Below are 21,269 nucleotides of genomic sequence, written 5' to 3'. Positions count from 1 at the left end.
GGTCAGGCTGCTGCGGCGTGCAGACGGCGCACGAGCAGGAGGAGGAAGGGGGCGCCGACGACGGAGGTGACGATCCCGATGGGGACCTCCTGGGGCGCCAGCAGCGTGCGGGCGGCGACGTCGGCCCAGACGAGCAGGACCGCACCCATCAGCGCGGCCACCGGCACCACCCGGGCGTGGGTGGCGCCGACGGCGCGGCGCGCGAGGTGGGGAACGACCAGCCCGACGAAGCCGATCGCGCCGGCGGCGGCCACCACCACGGCCACGCACAGCGACACCACGACGAGCAGGAGGGTGCGCAGGCGGTCGGGGGAGGCGCCGAGCACGTGGGCGGTCTCGTCGCCGACGGCGAGCGCGTCGAGCGGACGGCCCCACGCGGTGAGCAGCAGCGTGGTCGCCACCACCACGAGGGCCACGACGGCGAGCTGGGCGTCCCAGCGCGCCAGGCCCAGCGAGCCCAGCAGCCAGAACATCACCGACCGGGCGCCCTCGGCCGAGCCGGAGGCGAACACGAGGAAGCTGGTGAGGCCCGAGAGGGCGTAGCCGACGGCCACCCCGGCCAGCAGCATCCGCACCGAGGTGATCCGCCCGGCCGAGCGGGCGACGACGAAGACCAGCAGGGACGCGGCCAGCGCCCCGGCGAACGCGCTCACCGGCAGCGCGTGCTGCCCGAGCCCGGCGGCCAGCCCGAACAGCAGCGCCGCGGCGGCGCCGCTGGAGGCGCCTGAGCTGATGCCGAGCAGGTAGGGGTCGGCGAGCAGGTTGCGCACCATGGCCTGCAGCGCGACGCCGCAGACCGACAGCCCGGCGCCCACGACCACCGCCAGCGCCACCCGCGGCAGCCGCACCTGCCACACGATCGCGTCGGAGGACGCGCTCCACGTCGCCTGTGCCGGCACGCCGACCAGGTGGTGGCCCACCACGCCGGCCACGGTGAGCGGGTCGACGGCGACCGCCCCGGCCCCGACGCCCACCAGCACCGTGGCGACCAGGACCACGACGAGGCCGGCCAGCCACCGCGTCGTACGCCGCCGTCGGGCGCGCAGACCGAGGGGGTCGCCGTCGGGCAGGGCGCCCGCGGCGACGTCCGGGGCGAGGAGCTCGGTCACCGACCCGGGCCCTTGTTGCAGATCATGCGCAACAACGTAGCAGTGGCGTTAGCGGTGCCGGAGGGCCGCCGCTGCGTTGGTCGAGCGCCGAGAAGCCGCCGCTTGGTCGGTCGAGTGCCGAGGAGCCGCCGCTTCGGTGGTCGAGTTCCGAGGAGCCGCCGCTTCGGTGGTCGAGTGCCGAGGAGCGCCAGCGACGAGGTGTATCGAGACCCCTGGCGGCCGAGAGGGGTCTCGATACGCTCGCTGGCGCTCGCTACTCGACCAACGAAGGGCCGTCGCAGAAGCTGGCTGTCGCCGACGAGAGCGGACTTCGTCGGTCGAGTGCCGAGGAGCCGCCGCTTCGGTGGTCGAGTGCCGAGGAGCGCCAGCGACGAGGTGTATCGAGACCCCTGGCGGCCGAGAGGGGTCTCGAACGCTCGCTGGCGCTCGCTGCTCGACCGACGAGGGGCTCGTGTCGAGGTCCACCGTGCCCGCACGGTGGTCTAGCCGGGGTGCCGTTCCACGCCGCGGGCGCCGCCGCTGCGGCACACTGGCGACCCCGTCACCCGGCCCCACGAGGACTCCCATGCGCCGCTCCGCCCTGCCGTCCCGCACCGCACGTCGCCGCGTCGCCGCCGTCCTGACCAGCGGGCTGCTGGCGCTGTCAGCGGCGGCCTGCGGGGGCTCGGAGGACTCGTTCGAGGGCGGTGACGCCGGCAGCAGCGAGGGCGCCGGGGCCTCCGGCAGCGACGAGGAGGTCGCGGTGCTGAGCGCGGAGCAGGCCACCGAGGCGATCCTGAGCCCCGAGAACGTCGGCAGCGGCTTCGTCGAGGCCGAGGAGGACGACGAGGAGTCCGACGCCGAGCTCGGCTGCCTCAGTGCGCTCGAGGACGTGGAGCGCGCCGACGCGCCGACCGACGAGACCCGCGACTACGAGGCCACCAACGACCTCGCGTTCCCGGCGCTCACCAGCAGCGTGTCGTCGTACCCCGGCGTCGAGGAGGCCGAGGCGACCTTCGAGGCCGTGCAGGGCGCGCTGGCCGACTGCACCGCGGTGGAGGAGACCGACGACGAGGGCACCACGGTGTCGTTGTCGGTGGAGGTCGACGACGAGACGTCGGCGGGCGGGGAGCAGCAGTTCAACCTGGTGGCGACCGGCTCGGTCGCCAGCGGCGGCTCCGAGCTGCCGTTCGGCCTGTGGGCCACCGCCTCGCGGGTCGGCAACCACGTCACGTTCGTCGGCTACACCGACTTCGACACCGCCTCGGGCGGGGACGCGATCGGGGCGTACGCCGAGGCCGCCGTCGAGCGACTGCGCGCGGTGGTCGAGGGCGAGACTCCCAGCGAGGAGCCCGTGGACGCCGGCGCGGGCGCCGGCTCCACCGCCTGACCTGCCGGCGCGACGGTGCACGCCGTCCGCGCCCGGCTCACCCGGGGGCGGGCAGCACGCAGAACTCGTTGCCGTCGGGGTCGGCGAGCACCACCCAGGCGACGTCGCCCTGGCCGATGTCGGTGTGCCGGGCGCCGAGCGCGAGCAGTCGCCCGACCTCGCCCGCCTGGTCGCTGCCGGTGGTCGGCACCAGGTCGAGGTGCCAGCGCACCTTCCCCGCCCGGGGCTCCACGGGCGGCCCGCCCCAGGTGAGCTTCGGGCCGCCGTGGGGGGAGCGGACCGCGGTCTCCCCGTCCTGGTCCCACACCAGCGGCCAGCCCAGCGCCTCGCTCCAGAAGTTGCCTACCTGCTGCGAGCCGTCGCCTGCCAGCGCGCCGACGAAGCCGCAGTCGGCCAGGAACGCGTTGCCCGCCTCGATCACGCACAGCTCGTTGCCCTCGGGGTCGGCGAGCACGACGTGCCCGTCCTCGGGGGTCTGCCCGACGTCGAGGTGTCGCGCGCCGAGGGCCAGGGCCCGCGCCACGGTCTGCTGCTGCTCCTGCGGCGACGCGCTCGTCAGGTCGGGGTGCATGCGGTTGGCCACCACCTTGGGCGCGGTGCTCGGTGCGAAGCGGAGCCGGAAGCCGGTGTCGTCGCCGGGCAGGAGGGCGGCGACCCCGGGGACGGGGTCGTCGGTGTCCTCCCAGCCGAGCAGACCGCCCCAGAAGCGCGCGAGTGCCCGGGGCTCGGCCGCGTCGACGGTGATCGCGTGCAGGTCGCAGGTCATGGCCGCTCCGGGGCTGCTCGGCGCTGGGCCTCGCACGCTAGGAGCTGACGGCGCCCACCGCAACGCGTGTGCGGCGTCGACCGCCGGCCGGTCGTCAGGGGAGCCAGACCAGGGGCTCGGCGGGCCGGACCTCCCACGGCACGTCGTCCCCGTCGGACGCCCTGACCCAGGCTTCGGCCGGGCCGTCGCGCCGCTCGACGTGCACCGTCACCGCCGTCGACCCCTCCTCGAGCCGGACGAGCGCGACGGCCAGCAGGCTGTCGCGCAGGGCGCGCACGGGCGCGAGCACCTGCGTCAGGTCGGGGTCGAGCGGGGCCTCGCCCGGTGCGAACCACGACATGCGCCACGACGGCCGACGTTGCGGTGCGCCCAGCACGGCCGACGGGCCGGCCACCGGCACGACCACCGCGAACGCCCGGGTGCGCATGCGGCGCCGCCACTCGCCGATCTCGCCCGTCGCCTCCGACCGGGCGATCCCGGCCGCCATGGCCGCGTCGTCGTCGTACCCCTCGGGATCCATGGGGCCAGTCTCGCCGTCGCCACGACACCCGGGACTGGGAGGCGGAAACTGCCACTGGGTGGCCGAAATTTCAGCCACCCAGTTCCGGTTTCCCCGGCCGGCCGGGGAAACCGCCCCGTCAGGCCGGCAGGTCCTCAGCGTCGACGATGCGGTAGGCGTACCCCTGCTCGGCGAGGAAGCGCTGCCGGTTCTGAGCGAACTCCGCGTCGACGGTGTCACGGGAGACGATCGTGTAGAAGTGCGCGGTCTTGCCCTCCGACTTGGGTCGCAGCAGCCGCCCGAGGCGCTGGGCCTCCTCCTGGCGGGAGCCGAACGACCCCGACACCTGGATGGCGACCTCGGCCGAGGGCAGGTCGATGGAGAAGTTCGCGACCTTGCTGACCACCAGGAGCCCGATCTCGCCGGTGCGGAACGCCTCGAAGAGTCGCTGGCGCTCGCGCACGGTGGTCTCGCCCTTGATCACGGGAGCGTCGAGGGCGGCGCCGAGCTCGTCGAGCTGCTCGATGTACTGCCCGATCACCAGCGTGGGCTGCCCGGGGTGCTGGGCCACCAGGTCACGCACCACGTCGACCTTGTGGTGGGTGCAGGCCGCGAGACGGTAGCGCTCCTCCGGCTCGGCGGTGGCGTAGACCAGCCGCTCGTCGGTGGGCAGCGAGACCCGCACCTCGACGCAGTCGGCGGGCGCGATCCAGCCCTGCGACTCGATGTCCTTCCACGGGGCGTCGTAGCGCTTGGGCCCGATCAGCGAGAACACGTCGCCCTCGCGGCCGTCCTCGCGCACCAGCGTCGCGGTCAGGCCGATGCGGCGGCGTGCCTGCAGGTCGGCGGTCATCCGGAAGATCGGCGCGGGCAGCAGGTGCACCTCGTCGTACACGATCAGGCCCCAGTCGCGGGCGTCGAGCAGCTCGAGGTGGGGGTAGGCGCCCTTCCGCCGCAGCGTCAGCACCTGGTACGTCGCGATCGTCACCGGGCGCACCTCCTTGACCGCGCCGGAGTACTCGCCGATCTCCTCCTCGGTGAGCGAGGTGCGTCGGATCAGCTCGTCCTTCCACTGCCGCGCCGAGACGGTGTTGGTGACCAGGATCAGCGTGGTGGCCTTGGCGTGGGCCATCGCGGCGGCGCCCACCAGCGTCTTCCCGGCGCCGCACGGGAGCACCACCACGCCGGAGCCGCCGTGCCAGAACGACTCGGCGGCGTCGCGCTGGTAGTCGCGCAGGTGCCACTCCGACTGGTCGAGCTCGATCGGGTGGGCCTCGCCGTCGACGTAGCCGGCGAAGTCCTCGGCCGGCCAGCCCAGCTTGAGCAGCGCCTGCTTGAGGTTGCCGCGCTCGGAGGCGTGCACGACCACGGTGTCGTCGTCGAGGCGGGCGCCGAGCATGCCGGAGATCTTCTTGGCGCGCAGCACCTCCTCGAGCACGGGGCGGTCGGTGCTGGCCAGCGTCAGCCCGTGCACCGGGTGCTTCTCCAGGCGCAGCCGGCCGTAGCGGGCCATCGTCTCGGCGACGTCGACGAGCAGCGAGTGCGGGACGGCGTACCGGCTGAACTCCAGCAGCGTGTCGACCACCTGCTCGGCGTCGTGGCCGGCGGCGCGCGCGTTCCACAGCCCCAGCGGGGTCAGCCGGTAGGTGTGCACGTGCTCCGGGGAGCGCTCCAGCTCGGCGAACGGCGCGATCGCCTTGCGGCAGTCCTGGGCGCGCTCGTGGTCGATCTCGAGGAGCAGGGTCTTGTCCGACTGGACGATGAGGGGGCCGTCGTTCACCTGGGAAGCCTACGCAGGTCCCGGTCGCCCGGCCCCGCCCGCCGTCGTACGGCGCCGGGCCCGGTGGGCTGCCACGTGGGCCCGCGACGCGCACCGGTCGGAGCAGTAGCGTCGGGAGTGGTTGGGGGAGGTGTCGACCCACACCCGCTCGCACCGCGGCTCCGCGCAGGTGCCGAGCCGCGACGGCCCCAGCTCGCACGCCAGGGTGGCCAGCCCGAGCAGCGACTCGCCCACCAGCTGCTCGCCCACCGAGCCGCCCCGCGAGCCCACCCGCAGTCGCGGACCGTCGTCGCCGGCGGTGATCCGCGGGGTCACCGGGTGGGCCAGCAGCAGCTCGTCGAGGCCCGCCAGCACCGCCCGGCCCTCCCCGGCAGCGGCGGCGGCGAACACCGGCAGCAGCTCGCGCTGCAGCCGGCGCACCAGCAGGCAGTCGCGCTCGCCCGCCGCCTCGCGCAGCTCGGGGCGGGTCACCAGCAGGGCGCGCAGGTCGTCGACGTGGCGCACGGAGGCGTTGACCAGGACGGCGGCGCGCTCGGCGTACCCCTCGACGTCCACGTCGCCGAGCCTACGAGCCGGCCGCCACCGGCTCGACCCGCGTGATGCGGTGCACCGCGAAGGTGCGCACGTCGTCGGCGCGGTGGTCGCGGGCGGTGAGCTGGCCGCCCTCGACGGTGAGGGGGTCGACGATGCGCTCGGTGCGGGTGCCGTGGTTGTCGACGTAGCCGATCAGCACCGACAGGCCGAGCTCGACGGCCTCGCGCAGCGCTGCCAGCGAGCCCGACGGCGTGAGCGCGCTGCCCGGCGCCTGGAGGCGGGTGGTGGCGGCACGGTCGCCGGAGCGCACCGCGGTGACCACGGCGGAGACCCGGGCGCCGTCGCGGGCCGCGCGCTGCCCGCCGGAGCGGCGTTCGCGGGGCGTGCGGGCGCGCAGCTGGTCGGGCCGGGCGACGTGCACGGTGCCGTCGGGGGCCTCCACCACCGGTGCGGCGCCCAGCTCGCGCAGGCGGGGCATCAGCAGGTCGATGGGCAGCGTGGAGACCAGCACGGTCGGCGCGAGGCGGCGCAGCTCGAGGCCGACGGCCTGCGGGTGGGCCAGGATCTCCGAGAGCGCTGCGGCGTCGTCGGCGCGCAGGAACGCCTCGGCGTGGCCCACGCGCACCGACCCGAAGGTGCGGGCGGTGTCGTCGACGAGGTAGGTCAGCGGCTGCGGCACCGGCGTGCGGGAGACCCCGTCGAGGAACTCGTGCAGCTCCACCGCGCTCCAGCCGGTGTCGAGGGCGCGGCGCACCGAGGCGGGGGTGAACCGGTAGACGGTGGCCCCGCCGCGCGACTCCACGTCGGCCACCACCTGCAGGCGCCGCGCGAGGGTCGACTCCAGCGGCCCGGGGGCCACCGCGGTGAGGTCGGCCTGGAGCAGCACGTGGTCGACCGGCTCCGGCAGCAGCGGCGCGAGCCGGGCCGCGGCGGTGTCGCCCTCGTCGTCGAGCAGCGGGCGGGCGTAGGACGCGAGCCCGCCGAGGCCGCTCACGCCGAGCGCCGAGGCCTCCTCGAGGGCCCAGGTGACCTGGTCGGTGCGGGTGCGCGGACGACGCGGACGGTGCCACGCGATCCGGGCGTGCAGCGACGGCAGGCCGGTGCCGGTGGCGAGCACCTGGCCGCGCGGCAGCCCGGCCAGCGCCTCGAGCGCCATCCGCCGGCTCTCGGTGACGTGCACGCCCGAGAGCTCCGGCGACAGCGCGTTCCACGCCTTGCCGGCGGTGTCTCGGGTGCCGACCAGGCCGGGGAGGCGGGGGCTCTCCAGCCACGCCGCAGCCAGCACCCGCCAGCGCGCGGCGGCGTCGCGGGCCACCCACGCGTCGTAGTCGTCGGTGGGCAGCCAGGCCGGTGTGCCGTCGGGCCCGGTGCCGGTGGCCAGCAGTCCGGCGGCCGCCGCGGTCTCCACGAGCAGGGCGGTGGTCGGCTCGTCGACGTGCAGCAGCGCCCCGGCCGCGCGCAGGTCGCGCACGCCGAGCCCGCCGCTGCGCAGCGCCGAGGGCGGCCGGGTGCTCCAGGCGTCGAGCAGCAGCTCGGTGCGGCGCACGGCGTCGAAGGCCGCGCCGGCCGCGGTGCGGTCGACCTGCGCCTGCTCGCGCGCGGTGGTGACGGCCTCGGGGGCCACGTCGACGGGCTCGGTGGTGGTGCGACCGCCCCGCAGGGCCAGCCCCACCTCGCCGGGCACCACCACGGTGCCGCCGCCGCGCGCCACCAGCAGCCGGCGCGACAGCAGCTCCTCGGCGGGGGTGCTGGCCTCGGCGGGCAGCACGGTGTGCCGCGCGTTGCCGGTGGTGGCCTCGCCGCCCTGCTCGACGACGTGCTGCAGCAGCGCCCGGGCCGCCGGGGAGAGCGCCGCGAGGTGTCGCTCGACGTCGGCGGGGGAGGGGGCGGGGGCGCTGCGGGTCCGCAGGCCGCTCACGCCCAGCTCGGGCCCGCCGGTGACCAGCTCCGCGACGCCGGAGAGCGGGCGGGGCCCCGAGGTCGACTCCCACACCAGCGCGAGGTCGACCAGCAGGTCGAGCGCGGCCCCGGCCCGGGTGCGGTCGGCGTGCACCAGGGTCAAGAGTTCGTCGCGTGTGGTTTGGCCTGCGACGACGAGGGCATCTAGGACGCAGAGCTCGAGCCGGGACAGCTGGTCGAGCGCACGCAGCAACGACGCCCGGGTCGCCGCCCGGGACGCGAGCTGTCCGGAGTCGTGAGGGGCGGGAGTGCCGAGATCGGGACGAGCCAGGAGCAGGCGCGACAGCCGCTCGTCCGGCCAGGCGCGCAGCTGGTCGGCCAACGATCGGTTCCCGGTCTCGGACATCCCTCCCACGTTATCCAGCCGGTCCCCATCAGGGCCCACCGGCGTGGCCCGCGGGTGGCGGAGGACGTGGTGAAGCAGGTCGAGCTGCACCACGGCGCCGCCACCGACGTCGGTCGGGTGCGCCAGGTCAACGAGGACTCCTTCCTCGCCGCGCCACCGGTGTTCGTGGTGGCCGACGGCATGGGCGGCCACGACGGCGGCGACGTCGCGAGCGCGATCGTGGTGGAGGAGTTCGCCCGCCTCGCCGACCAGGGCTACGACCCCGGCCGCGGTGCCGAGGTGGTGGCCGAGACGCTCGTGGCCTGCCAGCTGCGCATCGAGCAGTACGGCGCCCACCAGCGCCTCGGGGGCGGGCCCGCCTCCCACGCCGGCACCACCGCCGTGGTCGCCCTGCTGGTCGAGGACGCCGACGAGCCGAAGTGGCTGCTGGCCAACCTGGGCGACTCCCGCATCTACCGGTTCGTCGACGGCCGCCTCGAGCAGGTCAGCGTCGACCACAGCGTCGTGCAGGAGCTCGTCGACGCCGGCACCATCACCGCCGACGCCGCCGCGGTCCACCCCGAGCGCCACATCATCACCCGCGCGCTCGGTGGGCCCGACCGCGCCGAGGCCGACTACTTCCTGCTGCCGCTGACCGCCGTGGAGCGGCTCGTGCTCTGCTCCGACGGCGTCAGCGGGATGATCGACGACGCCCGCATCGAGGAGATCCTCGCCGGCGCGGCCGACCCGCGCGACGCCGCCGACCAGGTGGTCGCGGCGGCCGTCGCGGCCGGGGGCAAGGACAACGCCACGGCGGTGGTCGTCGATGTGGTGGGATTGGCCCACGACCACCCCTACGACTCCGAGCGCCAGCGCGTGAGCCTGGAGCAGAAGCTGGGAGCCCTCCCGTGACCGACGTCCTGCCCCCGTCCCGCCCGCGGTCCTACCGACCCGGTGAGTGGTACGCCGTCCTCGGCGCCCACCTGCTCGTGGCGCTGCCGCCCTCCGAGCGGGCGCGGGTCGCGCCGCTGTGGGAGATGGTCGACGACGGCGCCGACGTCGACGCCGTGCTCGACGCGCTGATCGCCGGTGGCCTGCGCCAGCTGCCCGGGTTCGTGCTGGTCAGCGAGGTCGGCGACACCACCCGGGCCGTGGTGCGCGGCGCGGTCACCTGCGCGCTCTCCACCGCCTCCGAGACCGTCGAGCTCGACGGCACCACCGCCAGCACGTGGGTGGAGCGCTCCCTGTCCGACGTCACCGGGGTCACCGTGCTGCTCGGCGCGCCGGCGTCGGGCGACGACCTGGTGATCGGCTCGGGGCTGGTGCGCGTCTCCCGCGTCGACGACCCGCCGATGCCCGGCGACGGCGGCGGCCTCCCGCCGGTGCCTGCCCCGCCGGTCGCCCAGCCGGTCGCCCAGCCGGTGGCGGAGCCCGTCGCCCAGCCCGTGGCCGTGGTCGACCCCGCGCCCGAGCCCGTGCCCGACCCCCTGTCGGACCCCCTGTCGGACCCCCTGCCCGAGCCCCTGCCCGTGCCCGTCCCCGTGCCGGCCCCCGACGTGCACCCGGCCCAGCAGCCCACCGACCACGACGTCGAGAGCAGCGCCGCGGAGGAGCCGGTGGCGGCCCAGGACGCCGTCGCCCCGGCCCCGGCGGGCGCCACGGCGCTCGACGACCTCCCCACCGAGCGCTTCGAGCTGGACGCCGAGCCGGCCGAGCCGGCCGAGCCCGCCGACGGCGCCGAGCTCCCCGCCCCGCCGCCCGCGCCCGACCTCCCGCCGCCGCCGCCCACCCCCGACCACGACGGGATGACCCGCGCCGGCAGCTGGGACCCCGACGAGTTCGCCCGCCCGCAGCCGGGCATCCCCGGGCAGCCGCAGGCGCCGGTGGTGACCTCCCGGCCGGTGGCCCGCCTCGTGGTCTCCAGCGGCGACACCGTCGACGTCGACCGTGTCGTGCTGGTGGGCCGGGCGCCCGAGGCGCGCCGGTTCACCTCCACCGAGCAGCCCCGCCTGGTCACCGTGCCGAGCCCCCAGCAGGAGATCAGCTCCACCCACCTCGAGGTGCGGCCCGGCTCCGGCGCCGACCACGGCAGCGCGGTGGTCACCGACCTCGGCTCCACCAACGGCACCGTGCTGGTGCAGCCGGGTCTGCCGTCGGAGTCGCTCCAGCCCGGCATCGCGGTGCAGCTCATCCCGGGTGCCCTGATCGACCTCGGCGATGGGGTGACCATCCAGGTCACCCAGCCCTGAGCGGAGCCCGCCGATGTCCCACGCCGCCCCGGTGGCGGCCCGCGCCGGCTTCCCGGCGGCCGAGCTCGACCGCCGCTTCTACGCCTTCGCCGTCGACCGGCTGGTCGGCTGGGCGCTGCTGGCCGGCGCCGGCTGGGCCGCCTGGCGGTACTTCCTCGACGACGGCGACCTGTGGCCGGGCCTCGGCGTCGTCGCCGGCTCCGTGGTGCTGCTGTGGCTCCTCACCTCCGTCGTGCTCGGCACCACCGGCACGTCGCTGGGCAAGGCGGTGGTCGGCCTGCGCGTGGTCGGCGAGGGCACCGGCGCCCCGATCGGGGTGGGCCGCGCGCTGCTGCGCCAGCTGGTGCTGGGCCTCGCCGCGCTGCCGACGTTCGGCCTCGGGGTGGCCACCCTCGCCTGGACCGCCGTCATGGACGGCACGGCCCGCCGCCGCGGCTGGCACGACCACGTGGGCCGCTCGGTCGTGGTCGACGTGCGCCCGGAGCCCGAGGTGGCCGACGACCGCGTCGAGCGACCACGCACGGTCGTCAACCTCACCGCCATGCGGCTGGTGCCCGCGGCCGCGGTGAGCCCCGTCGAGGTCGCCGCCCGACCGCCCGTGCCCACGCCCGCCCCGACGCCCGCGCCGGTGCCCGCCGCGGCACCCGCGCCGCGGCCCCCCGCCCCGCTGCCGCCCGTGCCGGCCCCCGTGCCGGCCCCTGTACCTGCCCCCGCGCCGGCCACACCGCGGGCCGAGCCGCCCACCCGCCCCGTGCCTGCGGTCGGTGCGCCCCCGCCGCCTGCCGCTGCTCGCCACGCCGCCCCGCCCGCCCCGCCCGCGGCCCGTGCCACGCCACCCACCGCGCCGCCCGCAGTGCCCCGTGCGGGTGCCCAGCGCTGGCGGGTCAGCTTCGACACCGGCGAGACGTTCGTCGTGGAGGGCCTCGCGCTGGTCGGCCGCGGCCCGCAGGCCCGGGCCGGTGAGCCGGTGGCCCACCTGGTGCCGCTGCGCTCCTCCGACATGTCGCTGTCGAAGACCCACGCCCAGTTCCAGGTGGCCCCCGACGGTGCCCTGGTGGTCATGGACCGCGGCTCCACCAACGGCTCGATGCTGGTGCGCGCCGGCATCACCCGCGACCTGTCGGCCGGCAAGCCGGTCACCCTGCTTCCCGGCGACAAGGTGCGGTTCGGCGACCGGTCGATGGACGTCGCCCGCGAGGCCTGAGCCCTCCCAGGACGACCGGTGGGGCCCTCGGGGCCGGGTGTCGACGGCGGCACCGCACCGTCACGACTCGGTAACGATGGGGTGCGCCTCTTCCGTGAGGTGGGTCACCCGGGGTCGACTGCCCCGGTCGTCCCCGGCTCCCGTCGTGACCCGACGTGACGGGCCCAGCGACTCTCGGGCGCGCTGTGCGCCACTCGGAAATCCCAGGAGGATGATCTTGCGCAGGTCCAAGCTCGCCGTCGTCGCGAGCACGTCACTGGTCGCCGCAGCCCTCGCGCTGCCGCTGACCTCGTCACCGTCCGGCGCCCAGCCGGCAGCCGCCCCGTCCCGCTCCGGCGAGAGCACCCCGGGTGACTCCCTCACCCAGCCGTGGCAGGAGAAGTTCGAGGCCGAGCGCCTCGCCGCCGTCGAGCAGCGCCTGCGCACCGGCGGTCGTGGCGAGTCGGAGAAGATCGGCGCCGACACCTACGGCCGCGTCGCGCAGAGCGGCACCGACCGCATCTTCGTGGTGCTCGCCGAGTTCGGCGACGAGCGCAGCTCCGCCTACCCCGACGGGCAGACCACCGAGGGCTTCGACCCGCCGGTCACCTACGAGGGCCCCGCCCACAACGAGATCCCGAAGCCGGACCGGTCGGAGGACAACTCGACGCTCTGGCAGCAGAACTACGGTCGCAAGCACTACAACGACATGTACTTCGAGCGGATGAAGAAGTTCTACGAGCAGCAGTCCTCGGGGGAGTACTCCTTCGAGGGTGACGTCACCGCGTGGGTGAAGGTGCCCTTCAACCAGGCCCGCTACGGACGCAACGTCTGCGGCGACGTGGTGTGCAGCAACACCTGGTTCCTCGTGCGCGACGCCCTGGCCCAGTGGACCCAGGACCGCCTCGACTCCGGGCAGAGCATGGCGCAGATCCAGGACTACCTGAAGACCTTCGACCGCCAAGACCGCTACGACTTCGACGAGGACGGCGACTTCAGCGAGCCCGACGGCTACATCGACCACTTCCAGGTCGTGCACGCCGGCGGCGACGAGGCCGACGGCGACCCGACGTACGGCGAGGACGCCATCTGGAGCCACCGCTGGTACGCCCAGGTGCAGCCCGTCGGCACCGGCCCCGCCGACGGTGCCGCGCTGGGCGGCGTCAACGTCGGCCAGGGCGGGGTCACCGACCCCCAGGGTGCGAACGTGAGCATCCCCGACAACCCCACGGGCGTCTGGGTCGGTGACTACACCATCCAGCCGGAGAACGGCGGCCTGTCGGTCTTCGCCCACGAGTTCGGCCACGACCTCGGGCTGCCCGACCTCTACGACACCTCCGGCAACAGCGGCGGCGCCTCCAACAGCACCGAGTTCTGGTCGCTGATGAGCCAGTCGCGCGGCACCCTGCCCGGCGACCCCGGCATCGGCGACCGCCCGCAGCCCTTCGGCGCCTGGGAGAAGTTCCAGCTCGGCTGGCTCGACTACGACGTCGCCCGCGCCGGCCGGTCCTCGACCCACGTGCTGCGCCCCGGTCAGTCCACCAGCGGCAGCGCCGCCAACGGCCTGATCACGCTGCTGCCCGACAAGGAGGTCGCCACCGACCTCGGCGCCCCGGCGCCCGACGGCGGCGAGCGGTACTACTACTCGACGTCCGGCAACGACCTGAACACCACGATGACGGCCCCGGTCGACGGGGGCGGCGAGCTCACCGCCACCGCCCGCTACGAGATCGAGGACGGCTGGGACTACGCCTACCTCGAGTCCTCCGACGACGGCGGCGAGACCTTCGCCCCGGTCGCCACGAACCTTGGCTACGAGGGTGAGGACCAGAGCGGCCTCGACCCCGACGACACCGGGATCTCCGGCACCACCGACGGCGCCTGGGTCGACCTGACCGCGACGCTGCCGGCCGACACCGACACCATCCGGTTCCGCTACCGCACCGACTCGGCGTTCGTGCTGTCGGGCTTCCAGGTCGACAACATCGCCGTGGACGGCGAGACCGTCGGCACCGCCGAGGAGGGCGACAGCGCCTTCACCCTCGACGGGTTCACCACCTCCACCGGCACCGAGGTCGAGAAGTTCCTGCACGCCTACCTCGTCGACAACCGCCAGTACGTCGGTCGCGACAAGCAGCTGAAGCACCTCTACAACTTCCCCGACATCGAGGACCAGCCCGACCGCGTGGAGTTCTTCCGCTACGCCCCCGGCGCCTTGATCTCGTACTGGGACACCTCCTACACCGACAACAACGTGGGTGACCACCCGGGCGCCGGCCAGGTCCTGCCGGTCGACGCCCACCCGGAGCTCGTCCACTACGCCGACGACACCCTGGCCCGCACCCGCGCCGCCACGGCCGACTCGGCGTTCGGCCTGACCCGCGTCAAGGGCCAGACCCTGCGCAACCTGGGCCAGGAGTACCGCATCCCCGGCCAGCGCGCCGTCCCTGTCTTCGACGACACCCTCGACTGGTGGTTCGACAGCGACGAGCACGGCCTGGGCCAGCACCCGGGCTTCTACCAGCCCGGCTGGTTCAGCGTCGACGTCCCGAAGACCGGCACCACCATCAAGGTGGTCAAGGTCGCGAAGAACGGCACCATGACGGTCAAGGTCGGTCGCAGCTGACCTGCCCCACCCCGTCGCACCGACGACCCCGCTGGTCCACCCGGACCGGCGGGGTTGTCGCCGTTCGGCGGGCGGACGGCGACGGCCTCAGCGGGTGAGGACCACCGGGACGCCGGCGCGGGTGCCGTTGCCGCCGCGCCACACCACGGTGCCCTCGTCGGCGAGGCCGTCGGGGTCGCGCGGGGTGAGCGTCAGGGTCCAGGTGGCCGACTCGCCGGGCGCGAGCCGCACCGCGGCCGGTGTCACCATCGCCCGGTGGTGGGCGAAGCCCCGGGCGGCCGAGGAGAAGTACAGGGCGCGGGTGCCGACGTTCGTGACGGTGCGGCGCGTCCGCGAGGCGCCGGCCTCGACGACCACCGACGGCACGTTGAGCCGGCCCGTGGCGCGGGGCGAGCCGTCGAGCCAGGTGCGGTAGTCGGCGGGGTCGACGTCGTAGGACAGGCCCGGGCGCAGCGCCCGCTCGGGGCGCACCCGACCGGCTCCGGCGCGCAACGGGCTCTCGCCGCGCACCGGCGCGGCAGAGGTGGCCAGGGCGGAGCGCACGGTGGCGGCCGACCAGTCGTGGTGGTCGAGCAGCAGGGCCGCGGTGCCGCTGGTGACGGCGGTGGCCGCGGACGTCCCGGAGGCGAAGGCCCAGCGGGTGCCGCGCGCGTCGGGCGGCACGGCCCCCAGCAGGCCGACGGCCGGGGCCACCACGTCGGGCTTGACGACCGGACCACGGGGGTCACCGGCGGCCGACCAGCGCAGGACACCGGGCGGGGTGCGGGTGGCGCCCAGGGACGTCAGGCTCACCCGGGCCCGCGGGTGGGTGCGGGCCCAGCGGCGCACGACGTCGCCGGCCGCGCGGTCGACGTGCACGGTCGGCACGGTGTGCACGTCGGTGTCGACCGACTCACGCGCCACGTTGGCCAGCACCGTGCCGACGCCGTCGGCGCGGTCGACGGCGCTGGACTTGTCGGCCCGGCCCACGCGGCCGCGGTCGCAGAGCACCACGGCGCCGGCCACCCGGGCGGCGTCGAGGCTGCCCGGCACGCACACCCGGGCCTCGTCGGGGCTCGAGCCGGGGGCCACCGCGTCGGCGCCCACGACCAGGCGCACCGGTCCGACGTCACGCGAGGACGCCATCGTGCCGCGCACCGTCGGCCCGCTGCTCGACGACGTCGCGCCCGGTGCCGCCCCGAACGCCGGGGCGGGGCCCGCACCCAGCTCGACGGCGCCGCGTCGCTCGGGGCCGGTGGTGCCACCGACGGTGGTGACCCACGGCGAGGCGTGGGCGGCGAAGCTGCGGGACGTGTTGCCGGCGGCCGCGGTCACCACCACGTCGGCCTCGGCGGCGCCTAGCAGGGCGCGCTCGAGGGTGCCGGCCGTGCCGGCCGTGGCCGCGGTGCCGGCGACCGACAGGTTGAGCACGTCGACGCCGTCGTGGGTGGCGCGGTCGACCGCGGTGACCAGGTCGGCGCTGGAGCAGCCGTCGTCGGCGGGGTCGGGGGCGCTCCAGCAGGCCTTGTAGACCGCCAGCCGGGCCTGCGGCGCGACCCCGGCGTAGGAGCCGAGCTCGTCGTCGTCGACGCGCACGGCGACCCCGGCGTTGCCGGCCGCGATGGAGGCGACCTGGGTGCCGTGGCCGTCGTCGTCGCGGGGGGAGAGGGAGGAGGAGGTGCGCAGCCGGTCGACGCCGAAGCCGTCGACGAACCAGCGGGCGCCGACCACCTTGCCGTTGCAGGCCGCCGCACCCCAGCCGGGTGCCTCGACGCAGGGGCCGCGGAAGTCGGTGGGTCGCGGGCCCAGCCCGGGAACGGAGGCGAACGCCAGGCTCTCGGGGTGGAGCCCGGAGTCGACCACCCCGATCACCACCCCCGCGCCACCGCGCTGGCGGCCCGAGGGCACCAGCCGCTCGCTGGCCCGCTCGGCGGCGAGCCGGGCGGCCCGGGCGGACCGGGCGCCGGGCTCGGGGGGCAGTGCGGCCAGTGGCAGCACGGTGTCGTGCTCCACCGAGACCACCCCGGGGCGCGCCGCCAGCCGGTCGGCCTGGGCGCGGCTGAGCTCGACGGCCACGCCGTTGAGGGCGGTGGTCCAGCGGTAGACCGGCTCCGGTGCACCCACCTCGTCGAGGTGGAGGTCCTGCTCGGAGGTCATCGCGAGCGTGAGCAGGTCGTCGGGGACGGGGGAGTCGGCGCCGGACAGGCCGGGGCCCTCGAGGGTCACCAGCCACAGCGAGGTGTGCCCCGCGGTGACGCCCGACGCCGAGCCCGGCCCGGCGACGGCCACCGACGCCGCGGGGGTGGCCACGGCCAGCGCCAGGGCAGCGGCAGCCGCGGTGCGTCGTACGACGCGGCGGCGGGCGTGGCTGCTGGTGGTCACGGGTGTCCTCCTCGGGAACCACCCATTGTGACCGACGACGCCACCCGGCGACACCGGAACCCCACAGGACGACCACAGGCACCCCCTGCCGCCCACCCCACGACGCGGGCGCCGCGAGGGTGCCGTCGTACCCTCGGGCCATGCTCGAGACCCCCGGCGCCGCACCGGTCACCACGGTCGGGCCGCCGGCGCTGGTGGTCGGCTTCGACCTCGACATGACGCTCATCGACACCGTCCCGGGCGCCCGCGCGGTGCTGCGGCTGCTGGGGGCGGAGCTCGGGGTCGACCTGCCCGTCGAGGAGATGACGCGGCGCCTCGGCCCGCCGCTCGACGTGGTGCTGGCTCCCTACCTGTCGCCCGAGCAGCTCGCCCCCGCCGGCGACCGCTTCCGCGCGCTCTACCCCGACCACGCCGTCGCGTCGGTGCCGGTGCTGGCCGGCGCCCACGACGCGCTGGCCGCGGTGCGCCGCCACGGCGGTCGGGTCGTGGTGGTCACCGGCAAGTTCCCCGCCAACGCCCAGCGCCACGTCGACCACCTCGGTCTCGACGTCGACGTCCTGGAGGGCTGGGTGTGGGGAACCGGCAAGGCCGCGGCGCTGGTCCGCGAGGGCGCGGGGGTCTACGTCGGCGACCACGTGCACGACGTGGAGGGTGCGCTGGCCGCCGGCGTGGTGAGCGTGTCGGTGCTCACCGGGGGCTGCTCCCGCGAGGAGCTGCTCGCCGCCGGCACCCACGTCGTGCTCGACGACCTCACCCAGCTGCCGGCCTGGCTCGACGAGCACGTGCTCACGACCCGCCTGACAGCGCTCGAGCAGCACCTCGCCGGCCTCGGGTCGCTGGCGGTGGCCTACAGCGGCGGCGCCGACTCCGCGTTCCTGCTCGCGGCCGCCGCGCGCGCGCTGGGGCCCGACCGCGTCCTCGCGGTCACCGGCTACTCCGACTCCCTGCCGCTGGTCGAGCGCGACCCCGCGCGCGCCCTGGCCGAGCAGCTCGGCGTGGAGGTGCTCACCCCCCGCACCCACGAGATGGAGCGCGAGGGCTACCGCGCCAACGCCGGCGACCGCTGCTTCTCCTGCAAGGCCGAGCTGCTCGACGTGGTCGTGCCGCTGGCGCGCGAGCGCGGCGTCGCGCACGTCGCCACCGGCACCAACGCCGACGACGTCGTGGCCGGCTTCCGCCCCGGCATCCGCGCCGCCGCCGAGCGGGGGGCGCTCACGCCGCTGGCCAGCGCCGGCCTCACCAAGGCGCAGGTGCGCGAGGCGTCGCGGCGGTGGGACCTGCCCACCTGGGACAAGCCGGCGGCGGCCTGCCTGTCGTCGCGGGTGGCCTACGGCGTGGAGGTCACCCCCCACCGCCTGGCCCGGGTGGAGCGCGCCGAGGCCGCCGTGCGCGCGGCGGTGGGCGGTGCGGGCCTGCCGCTGCGCGACCTGCGGGTGCGCGACCTCGGCGACCGCGCCTCGGTGGAGCTCGACGCCGCCCTGCTCCCGCTGCCCGACGTGCTGGCCGCGGCCGTGTGTGCCGAGGTGGTCGCCGCCGGCTTCCCCCGCGCCGACGTCGAGCCCCGCGGGTTCCGCTCGGGCTCGATGAACGACGCGCTGCCCGACCCCGAGCGCTGGCGGTGAGCCCGGTGGCCGGTCTGCTGGCCGGCCCGACGGGCGGCGCGACGGACGGCGCGCCGGGGCGGGGGTCGTCGTGGTGGGCGCAGGTGTGGGACGACGTCACCTCCCGCCAGCCGGTGCCCGACGCCGCGCTGGTGCTGCTCAGCGGCGCGGTGGCCGCGGTGCTGGTGCTGGCGCCGCCGACCTGGCCGCGGGTGCGGCTCGCGGTGACGGTCGTGCACGAGGCCGGCCACGCCGTGGCGGCGGTGCTGGTCGGACGACGGCTGCAGGGCATTCGGCTGCACGCCGACACCTCGGGCGTCACCCTGTCGCGGGGGCGTCCCCGCGGGCCCGGCATGGTCGCGATGCTGGCGGCGGGCTACCTCGCGCCGGCGCTGCTGGGCGTCGCGGCCGCGCTCGCGCTGGCCTCGGGCCGCAGCCTGGCCCTGCTGTGGGGCCTGGTCCTGCTGATGGCGCTGATGCTGCTGTGGGTGCGCAACCTCTACGGCGCCGCGGCGCTCGTCGTGCTCGTCGTCGCGGTGGGGCTGCTCAGCGCCACCGCGAGCCCGACGGTGCAGGCGGTGGCCGCCCACCTGATCGCGTGGACGCTGCTGCTGGCCGCGCCCCGCCCGCTGCTCGAGCTGCTGGCCGCCGGTCCCGCCCGCCGGCGGGGCTCCGACCCCGACCAGCTGGCCCGGCTCACCCGCGTGCCCGCGGTGGTCTGGGTGCTGGTGCTGCTCGCCGCCAACCTCGCGGGGCTCGTCGTCGGGGTCGCGACGCTGGCCCCCGAGCTCGCGCGCGAGCTGGCCGCCGGCGTGCCCTGAGCCGTTGGCGGGTGGCTGGGCCGCCCACCTATCCTTCCCACGACCGGTCCGACCGCGGACCGGCAGCAGCGCGCTCAGGAACGAGGGACGTCACCGTGCCCAGTGGCAAGGTCAAGTGGTACGACGCCGAGAAGGGGTTCGGCTTCCTCTCCCAGGACGGCGGCGCCGACGTCTACGTGCGCGCCGAGGCGCTGCCCGAGGGCCACGGCGCCCTCAAGGCCGGCACCCGCGTGGAGTTCGGCATCGCGCAGGGCCGCCGCGGGGAGCAGGCGCTGCAGGTGCGGGTGCTCGACGCCCCCACCTCGGTCTCGCGCAACCAGTCGCAGGCGCGGCGCAAGAAGCCCGACGAGATGGCCGGCATCGTCGAGGACCTCATCCGGCTGCTCGACGGCCTCGGCGAGGGCTACCGCCACGGCCGCCACCCCGACCCCCGCACCACCGCCCCGACGGCCAAGCTGCTGCGCGCCCTGGCCGACGAGCTCGAGCTCTAGGCCGGACGGCCCGCACCGACGTCCCCCGGCCCCGACCGGCGGGGGTCAGCGGCTCGCGCGGGCTGCCCCGCGCGAGCGGCTGAGCACGAACACCGACCACGCCGCCAGCACCGCGAAGGCCACGCCCAGGCCGAGCCGGGCGGGCTCGAGGGGCAGCGCGATGCCGAGGAACCCGCCGATCACCCATGCCAGCTGCAGCGTGGTGTCGCTGCGGGCGAACGCGCTGGCCTGCACCCGCTCCGGCACGTCGCGCTGGATGGTGGCGTCGAGGCAGAACTTGGCCAGCGACTGCGACAGCCCGGCCACCAGCCCGAGCAGCGCCAGCGGCAGCACGCCGTAGAACAGGGCGGCCACCAGCGACGCGGCGGCCCCCGCGACCAGCGCGAGCACGACCGTGACGGCGGGGTTGATCCCGCGCAGCAGCGCGGCCGCCGCGACGCCCAGGGCGTTGCCGAGCCCGGCGGCGCCGACCACCAGCCCGATGAGCACCTCGGGGGACAGGCTGCTGGCCGGGGGGTTCTCCCGCAGCAGGAACGCCATGAACATCAGCAGGAACCCCGAGAGCCACCGCGGCCCGCAGTTGGCGCGCAGGGCGAACGCCACCGCCGGCGGGATCTGGGTGCGCGGGCGTGCGGGGCGCGCCGCCGTGCCTGCGCCCGGTGCCCGGTCGCCGGGGGCCGCCAGCAGCACCAGCGTCTCCTCGCCCTGGCTGGAGTCGACGGCCTCGGGCAGCCGGATGGCGCACACCGTGGCGGCGGCGAACAGCACGAACGCGTAGCGCAGCGACCACTCCGGGCCGGCCAGGGAGGCCAGGCCGGCCAGCGGTGCGGACACGCTTGCGCCGACGATGCCGGCCATCGAGACCCGGCCGTTGGCCTTGACCAGCGTGAAGTCGCCCGGCAGCAGCCGGGGCACCGCAGCGGCGCGGGTGACGCCGTAGGCCTTCGAGGACACCAGCACGCCCAGGGCGCAGGCGAACAGCAGGGGTGACTCCCCGTCGATCGCGGTGGCCAGCGTCAGGCACAGCACCGCGCGCACCGCCATGGTCGCGCCGATCGCCCACCGCCGGCCGTGGCTGAACCGGTCGAGGAACGGCCCGATCAGCGGAGCCACGATCGCGAACGGCAGCATCGTGAGCCCGAGGAACAGCGCCACCTGGCCGCGGGCCTCGCCCGAGGGCACCTGGAAGAACAGGCTGCCGGCCAGCGAGATCGCCACGGCGGCGTCGCCGGCGGTGTTGAAGAAGTGCATCTGGATCAGCCGCGACAGTCCTGACTGGTCGGCGCCCTCGGCGTGGGAGGCGCGCACCGCCTGGCGCCCGACGTACCGCCCGGCGCGGCCGGTGCCACGGGCCACCCCGGCGACCCCGCGGGCGGTGACGCGCGCCCCGGTGCCGAGCCCGCGGCCCACCGCCCGGGCCCGCCGAGCGCTCCCGGCCGACCCGTCCCGCGACACGTCCTGGCGTGCGTCCTGGGGCATGGTCGCGGTGGGCTCGTCCCCGGGTCGGGTGCCGCGACCGGCGTGCGCGTACGGCGCCGTCGGCTCGTCGGCCCAGCCCTGCTGGCCCGGGCTCGGGTCGGGTCCGCGCGAGGTCAT

General features: G+C 76.0%; 16 protein-coding genes. 8 read left to right on the top strand and 8 right to left on the bottom strand.

Annotated elements, in window-relative coordinates; all coding sequences use genetic code 11:
• Positions 1–2: 2 nt before the first annotated feature.
• Positions 3–1,109 (bottom strand): FecCD family ABC transporter permease, encoded by a 1,107-nt coding sequence (locus AC4OR8_RS14485; RefSeq protein ID WP_492166263.1) that lies wholly within the window; start codon positions 1,107–1,109, stop codon positions 3–5.
• A gap of 565 nt (positions 1,110–1,674) precedes the next feature.
• Here AC4OR8_RS14485 and AC4OR8_RS14480 point away from each other — a divergent pair.
• Positions 1,675–2,478, top strand: a complete 804-nt coding sequence (locus AC4OR8_RS14480; RefSeq protein WP_492166262.1) for a hypothetical protein — start codon at positions 1,675–1,677, stop codon at positions 2,476–2,478.
• 37 nt (positions 2,479–2,515) lie between these two features.
• Here the strand turns inward: AC4OR8_RS14480 and AC4OR8_RS14475 are convergent, their stop codons facing one another.
• The 5 genes from AC4OR8_RS14475 to AC4OR8_RS14455 all read right to left on the bottom strand — a co-directional run bounded on the left by AC4OR8_RS14475 (position 2,516) and on the right by AC4OR8_RS14455 (position 8,110).
• On the bottom strand, positions 2,516–3,244 hold the full coding sequence (locus AC4OR8_RS14475; RefSeq protein ID WP_492166261.1) for a VOC family protein: 729 nt from the start codon (positions 3,242–3,244) through the stop codon (positions 2,516–2,518).
• 94 nt (positions 3,245–3,338) lie between these two features.
• Positions 3,339–3,764: a hypothetical protein gene (locus AC4OR8_RS14470; protein ID WP_492166260.1), complete on the bottom strand. Its 426-nt coding sequence runs from the start codon at positions 3,762–3,764 to the stop codon at positions 3,339–3,341.
• Positions 3,765–3,882: 118 nt separating this feature from the next.
• Positions 3,883–5,523, bottom strand: a complete 1,641-nt coding sequence (locus AC4OR8_RS14465) for a DNA repair helicase XPB (RefSeq protein WP_492166259.1) — start codon at positions 5,521–5,523, stop codon at positions 3,883–3,885.
• A gap of 9 nt (positions 5,524–5,532) precedes the next feature.
• Entirely contained in the window at positions 5,533–6,078 is a 546-nt protein-coding gene (locus AC4OR8_RS14460; protein WP_492166258.1) for a CGNR zinc finger domain-containing protein, read from the bottom strand.
• 10 nt (positions 6,079–6,088) lie between these two features.
• Positions 6,089–8,110 (bottom strand): helicase-associated domain-containing protein, encoded by a 2,022-nt coding sequence (locus tag AC4OR8_RS14455; RefSeq protein ID WP_492166427.1) that lies wholly within the window; start codon positions 8,108–8,110, stop codon positions 6,089–6,091.
• A gap of 321 nt (positions 8,111–8,431) precedes the next feature.
• Between AC4OR8_RS14455 and AC4OR8_RS14450 the strand changes: the two genes are divergently transcribed.
• The 4 genes from AC4OR8_RS14450 (at position 8,432) to AC4OR8_RS14435 (ending at position 14,399) form a co-directional block, all read left to right on the top strand.
• The gene (locus tag AC4OR8_RS14450; RefSeq protein WP_492166257.1) at positions 8,432–9,253 is read left to right on the top strand and encodes a PP2C family protein-serine/threonine phosphatase; all 822 of its coding nucleotides are present in this window, start codon (positions 8,432–8,434) and stop codon (positions 9,251–9,253) included.
• Positions 9,250–10,590: an FHA domain-containing protein gene (locus AC4OR8_RS14445; RefSeq protein WP_492166256.1), complete on the top strand. Its 1,341-nt coding sequence runs from the start codon at positions 9,250–9,252 to the stop codon at positions 10,588–10,590. The genes AC4OR8_RS14450 and AC4OR8_RS14445 overlap by 4 nt, the downstream gene beginning before the upstream one ends.
• A gap of 13 nt (positions 10,591–10,603) precedes the next feature.
• Positions 10,604–11,794: an RDD family protein gene (locus AC4OR8_RS14440; protein WP_492166255.1), complete on the top strand. Its 1,191-nt coding sequence runs from the start codon at positions 10,604–10,606 to the stop codon at positions 11,792–11,794.
• Positions 11,795–12,011: 217 nt separating this feature from the next.
• Entirely contained in the window at positions 12,012–14,399 is a 2,388-nt protein-coding gene (locus AC4OR8_RS14435) for an immune inhibitor A domain-containing protein (RefSeq protein WP_492166254.1), read from the top strand.
• 87 nt (positions 14,400–14,486) lie between these two features.
• On the opposite strand, the gene AC4OR8_RS14430 is transcribed toward AC4OR8_RS14435, so the two are convergent.
• Positions 14,487–16,760, bottom strand: coding sequence for a S8 family serine peptidase (locus AC4OR8_RS14430; protein WP_492166253.1), 2,274 nt, complete (start codon positions 16,758–16,760; stop codon positions 14,487–14,489).
• Between the two features lie 140 nt (positions 16,761–16,900).
• Here AC4OR8_RS14430 and larE point away from each other — a divergent pair, with 140 nt between their 5' ends.
• From larE to AC4OR8_RS14415, 3 genes are all read left to right on the top strand, one after another.
• Positions 16,901–18,382, top strand: a complete 1,482-nt coding sequence (larE, locus tag AC4OR8_RS14425) for an ATP-dependent sacrificial sulfur transferase LarE (RefSeq protein ID WP_492166252.1) — start codon at positions 16,901–16,903, stop codon at positions 18,380–18,382.
• Positions 18,379–19,182: a M50 family metallopeptidase gene (locus tag AC4OR8_RS14420; protein ID WP_492166251.1), complete on the top strand. Its 804-nt coding sequence runs from the start codon at positions 18,379–18,381 to the stop codon at positions 19,180–19,182. Before larE ends, AC4OR8_RS14420 begins: the two co-directional genes overlap by 4 nt.
• A gap of 95 nt (positions 19,183–19,277) precedes the next feature.
• Positions 19,278–19,673, top strand: coding sequence for a cold-shock protein (locus AC4OR8_RS14415; protein WP_492166250.1), 396 nt, complete (start codon positions 19,278–19,280; stop codon positions 19,671–19,673).
• A 45-nt stretch (positions 19,674–19,718) separates the two neighbouring features.
• On the opposite strand, the gene AC4OR8_RS14410 is transcribed toward AC4OR8_RS14415, so the two are convergent.
• Positions 19,719–21,269: an MFS transporter gene (locus AC4OR8_RS14410; RefSeq protein ID WP_492166249.1), complete on the bottom strand. Its 1,551-nt coding sequence runs from the start codon at positions 21,267–21,269 to the stop codon at positions 19,719–19,721.

The sequence above is a fragment of the Nocardioides sp. FY1077 genome, assembly GCF_058681775.1.
The sequence above is the reverse complement of the archived record's forward strand: the minus strand, read 5'-3'. Positions and strand labels throughout refer to the sequence as shown.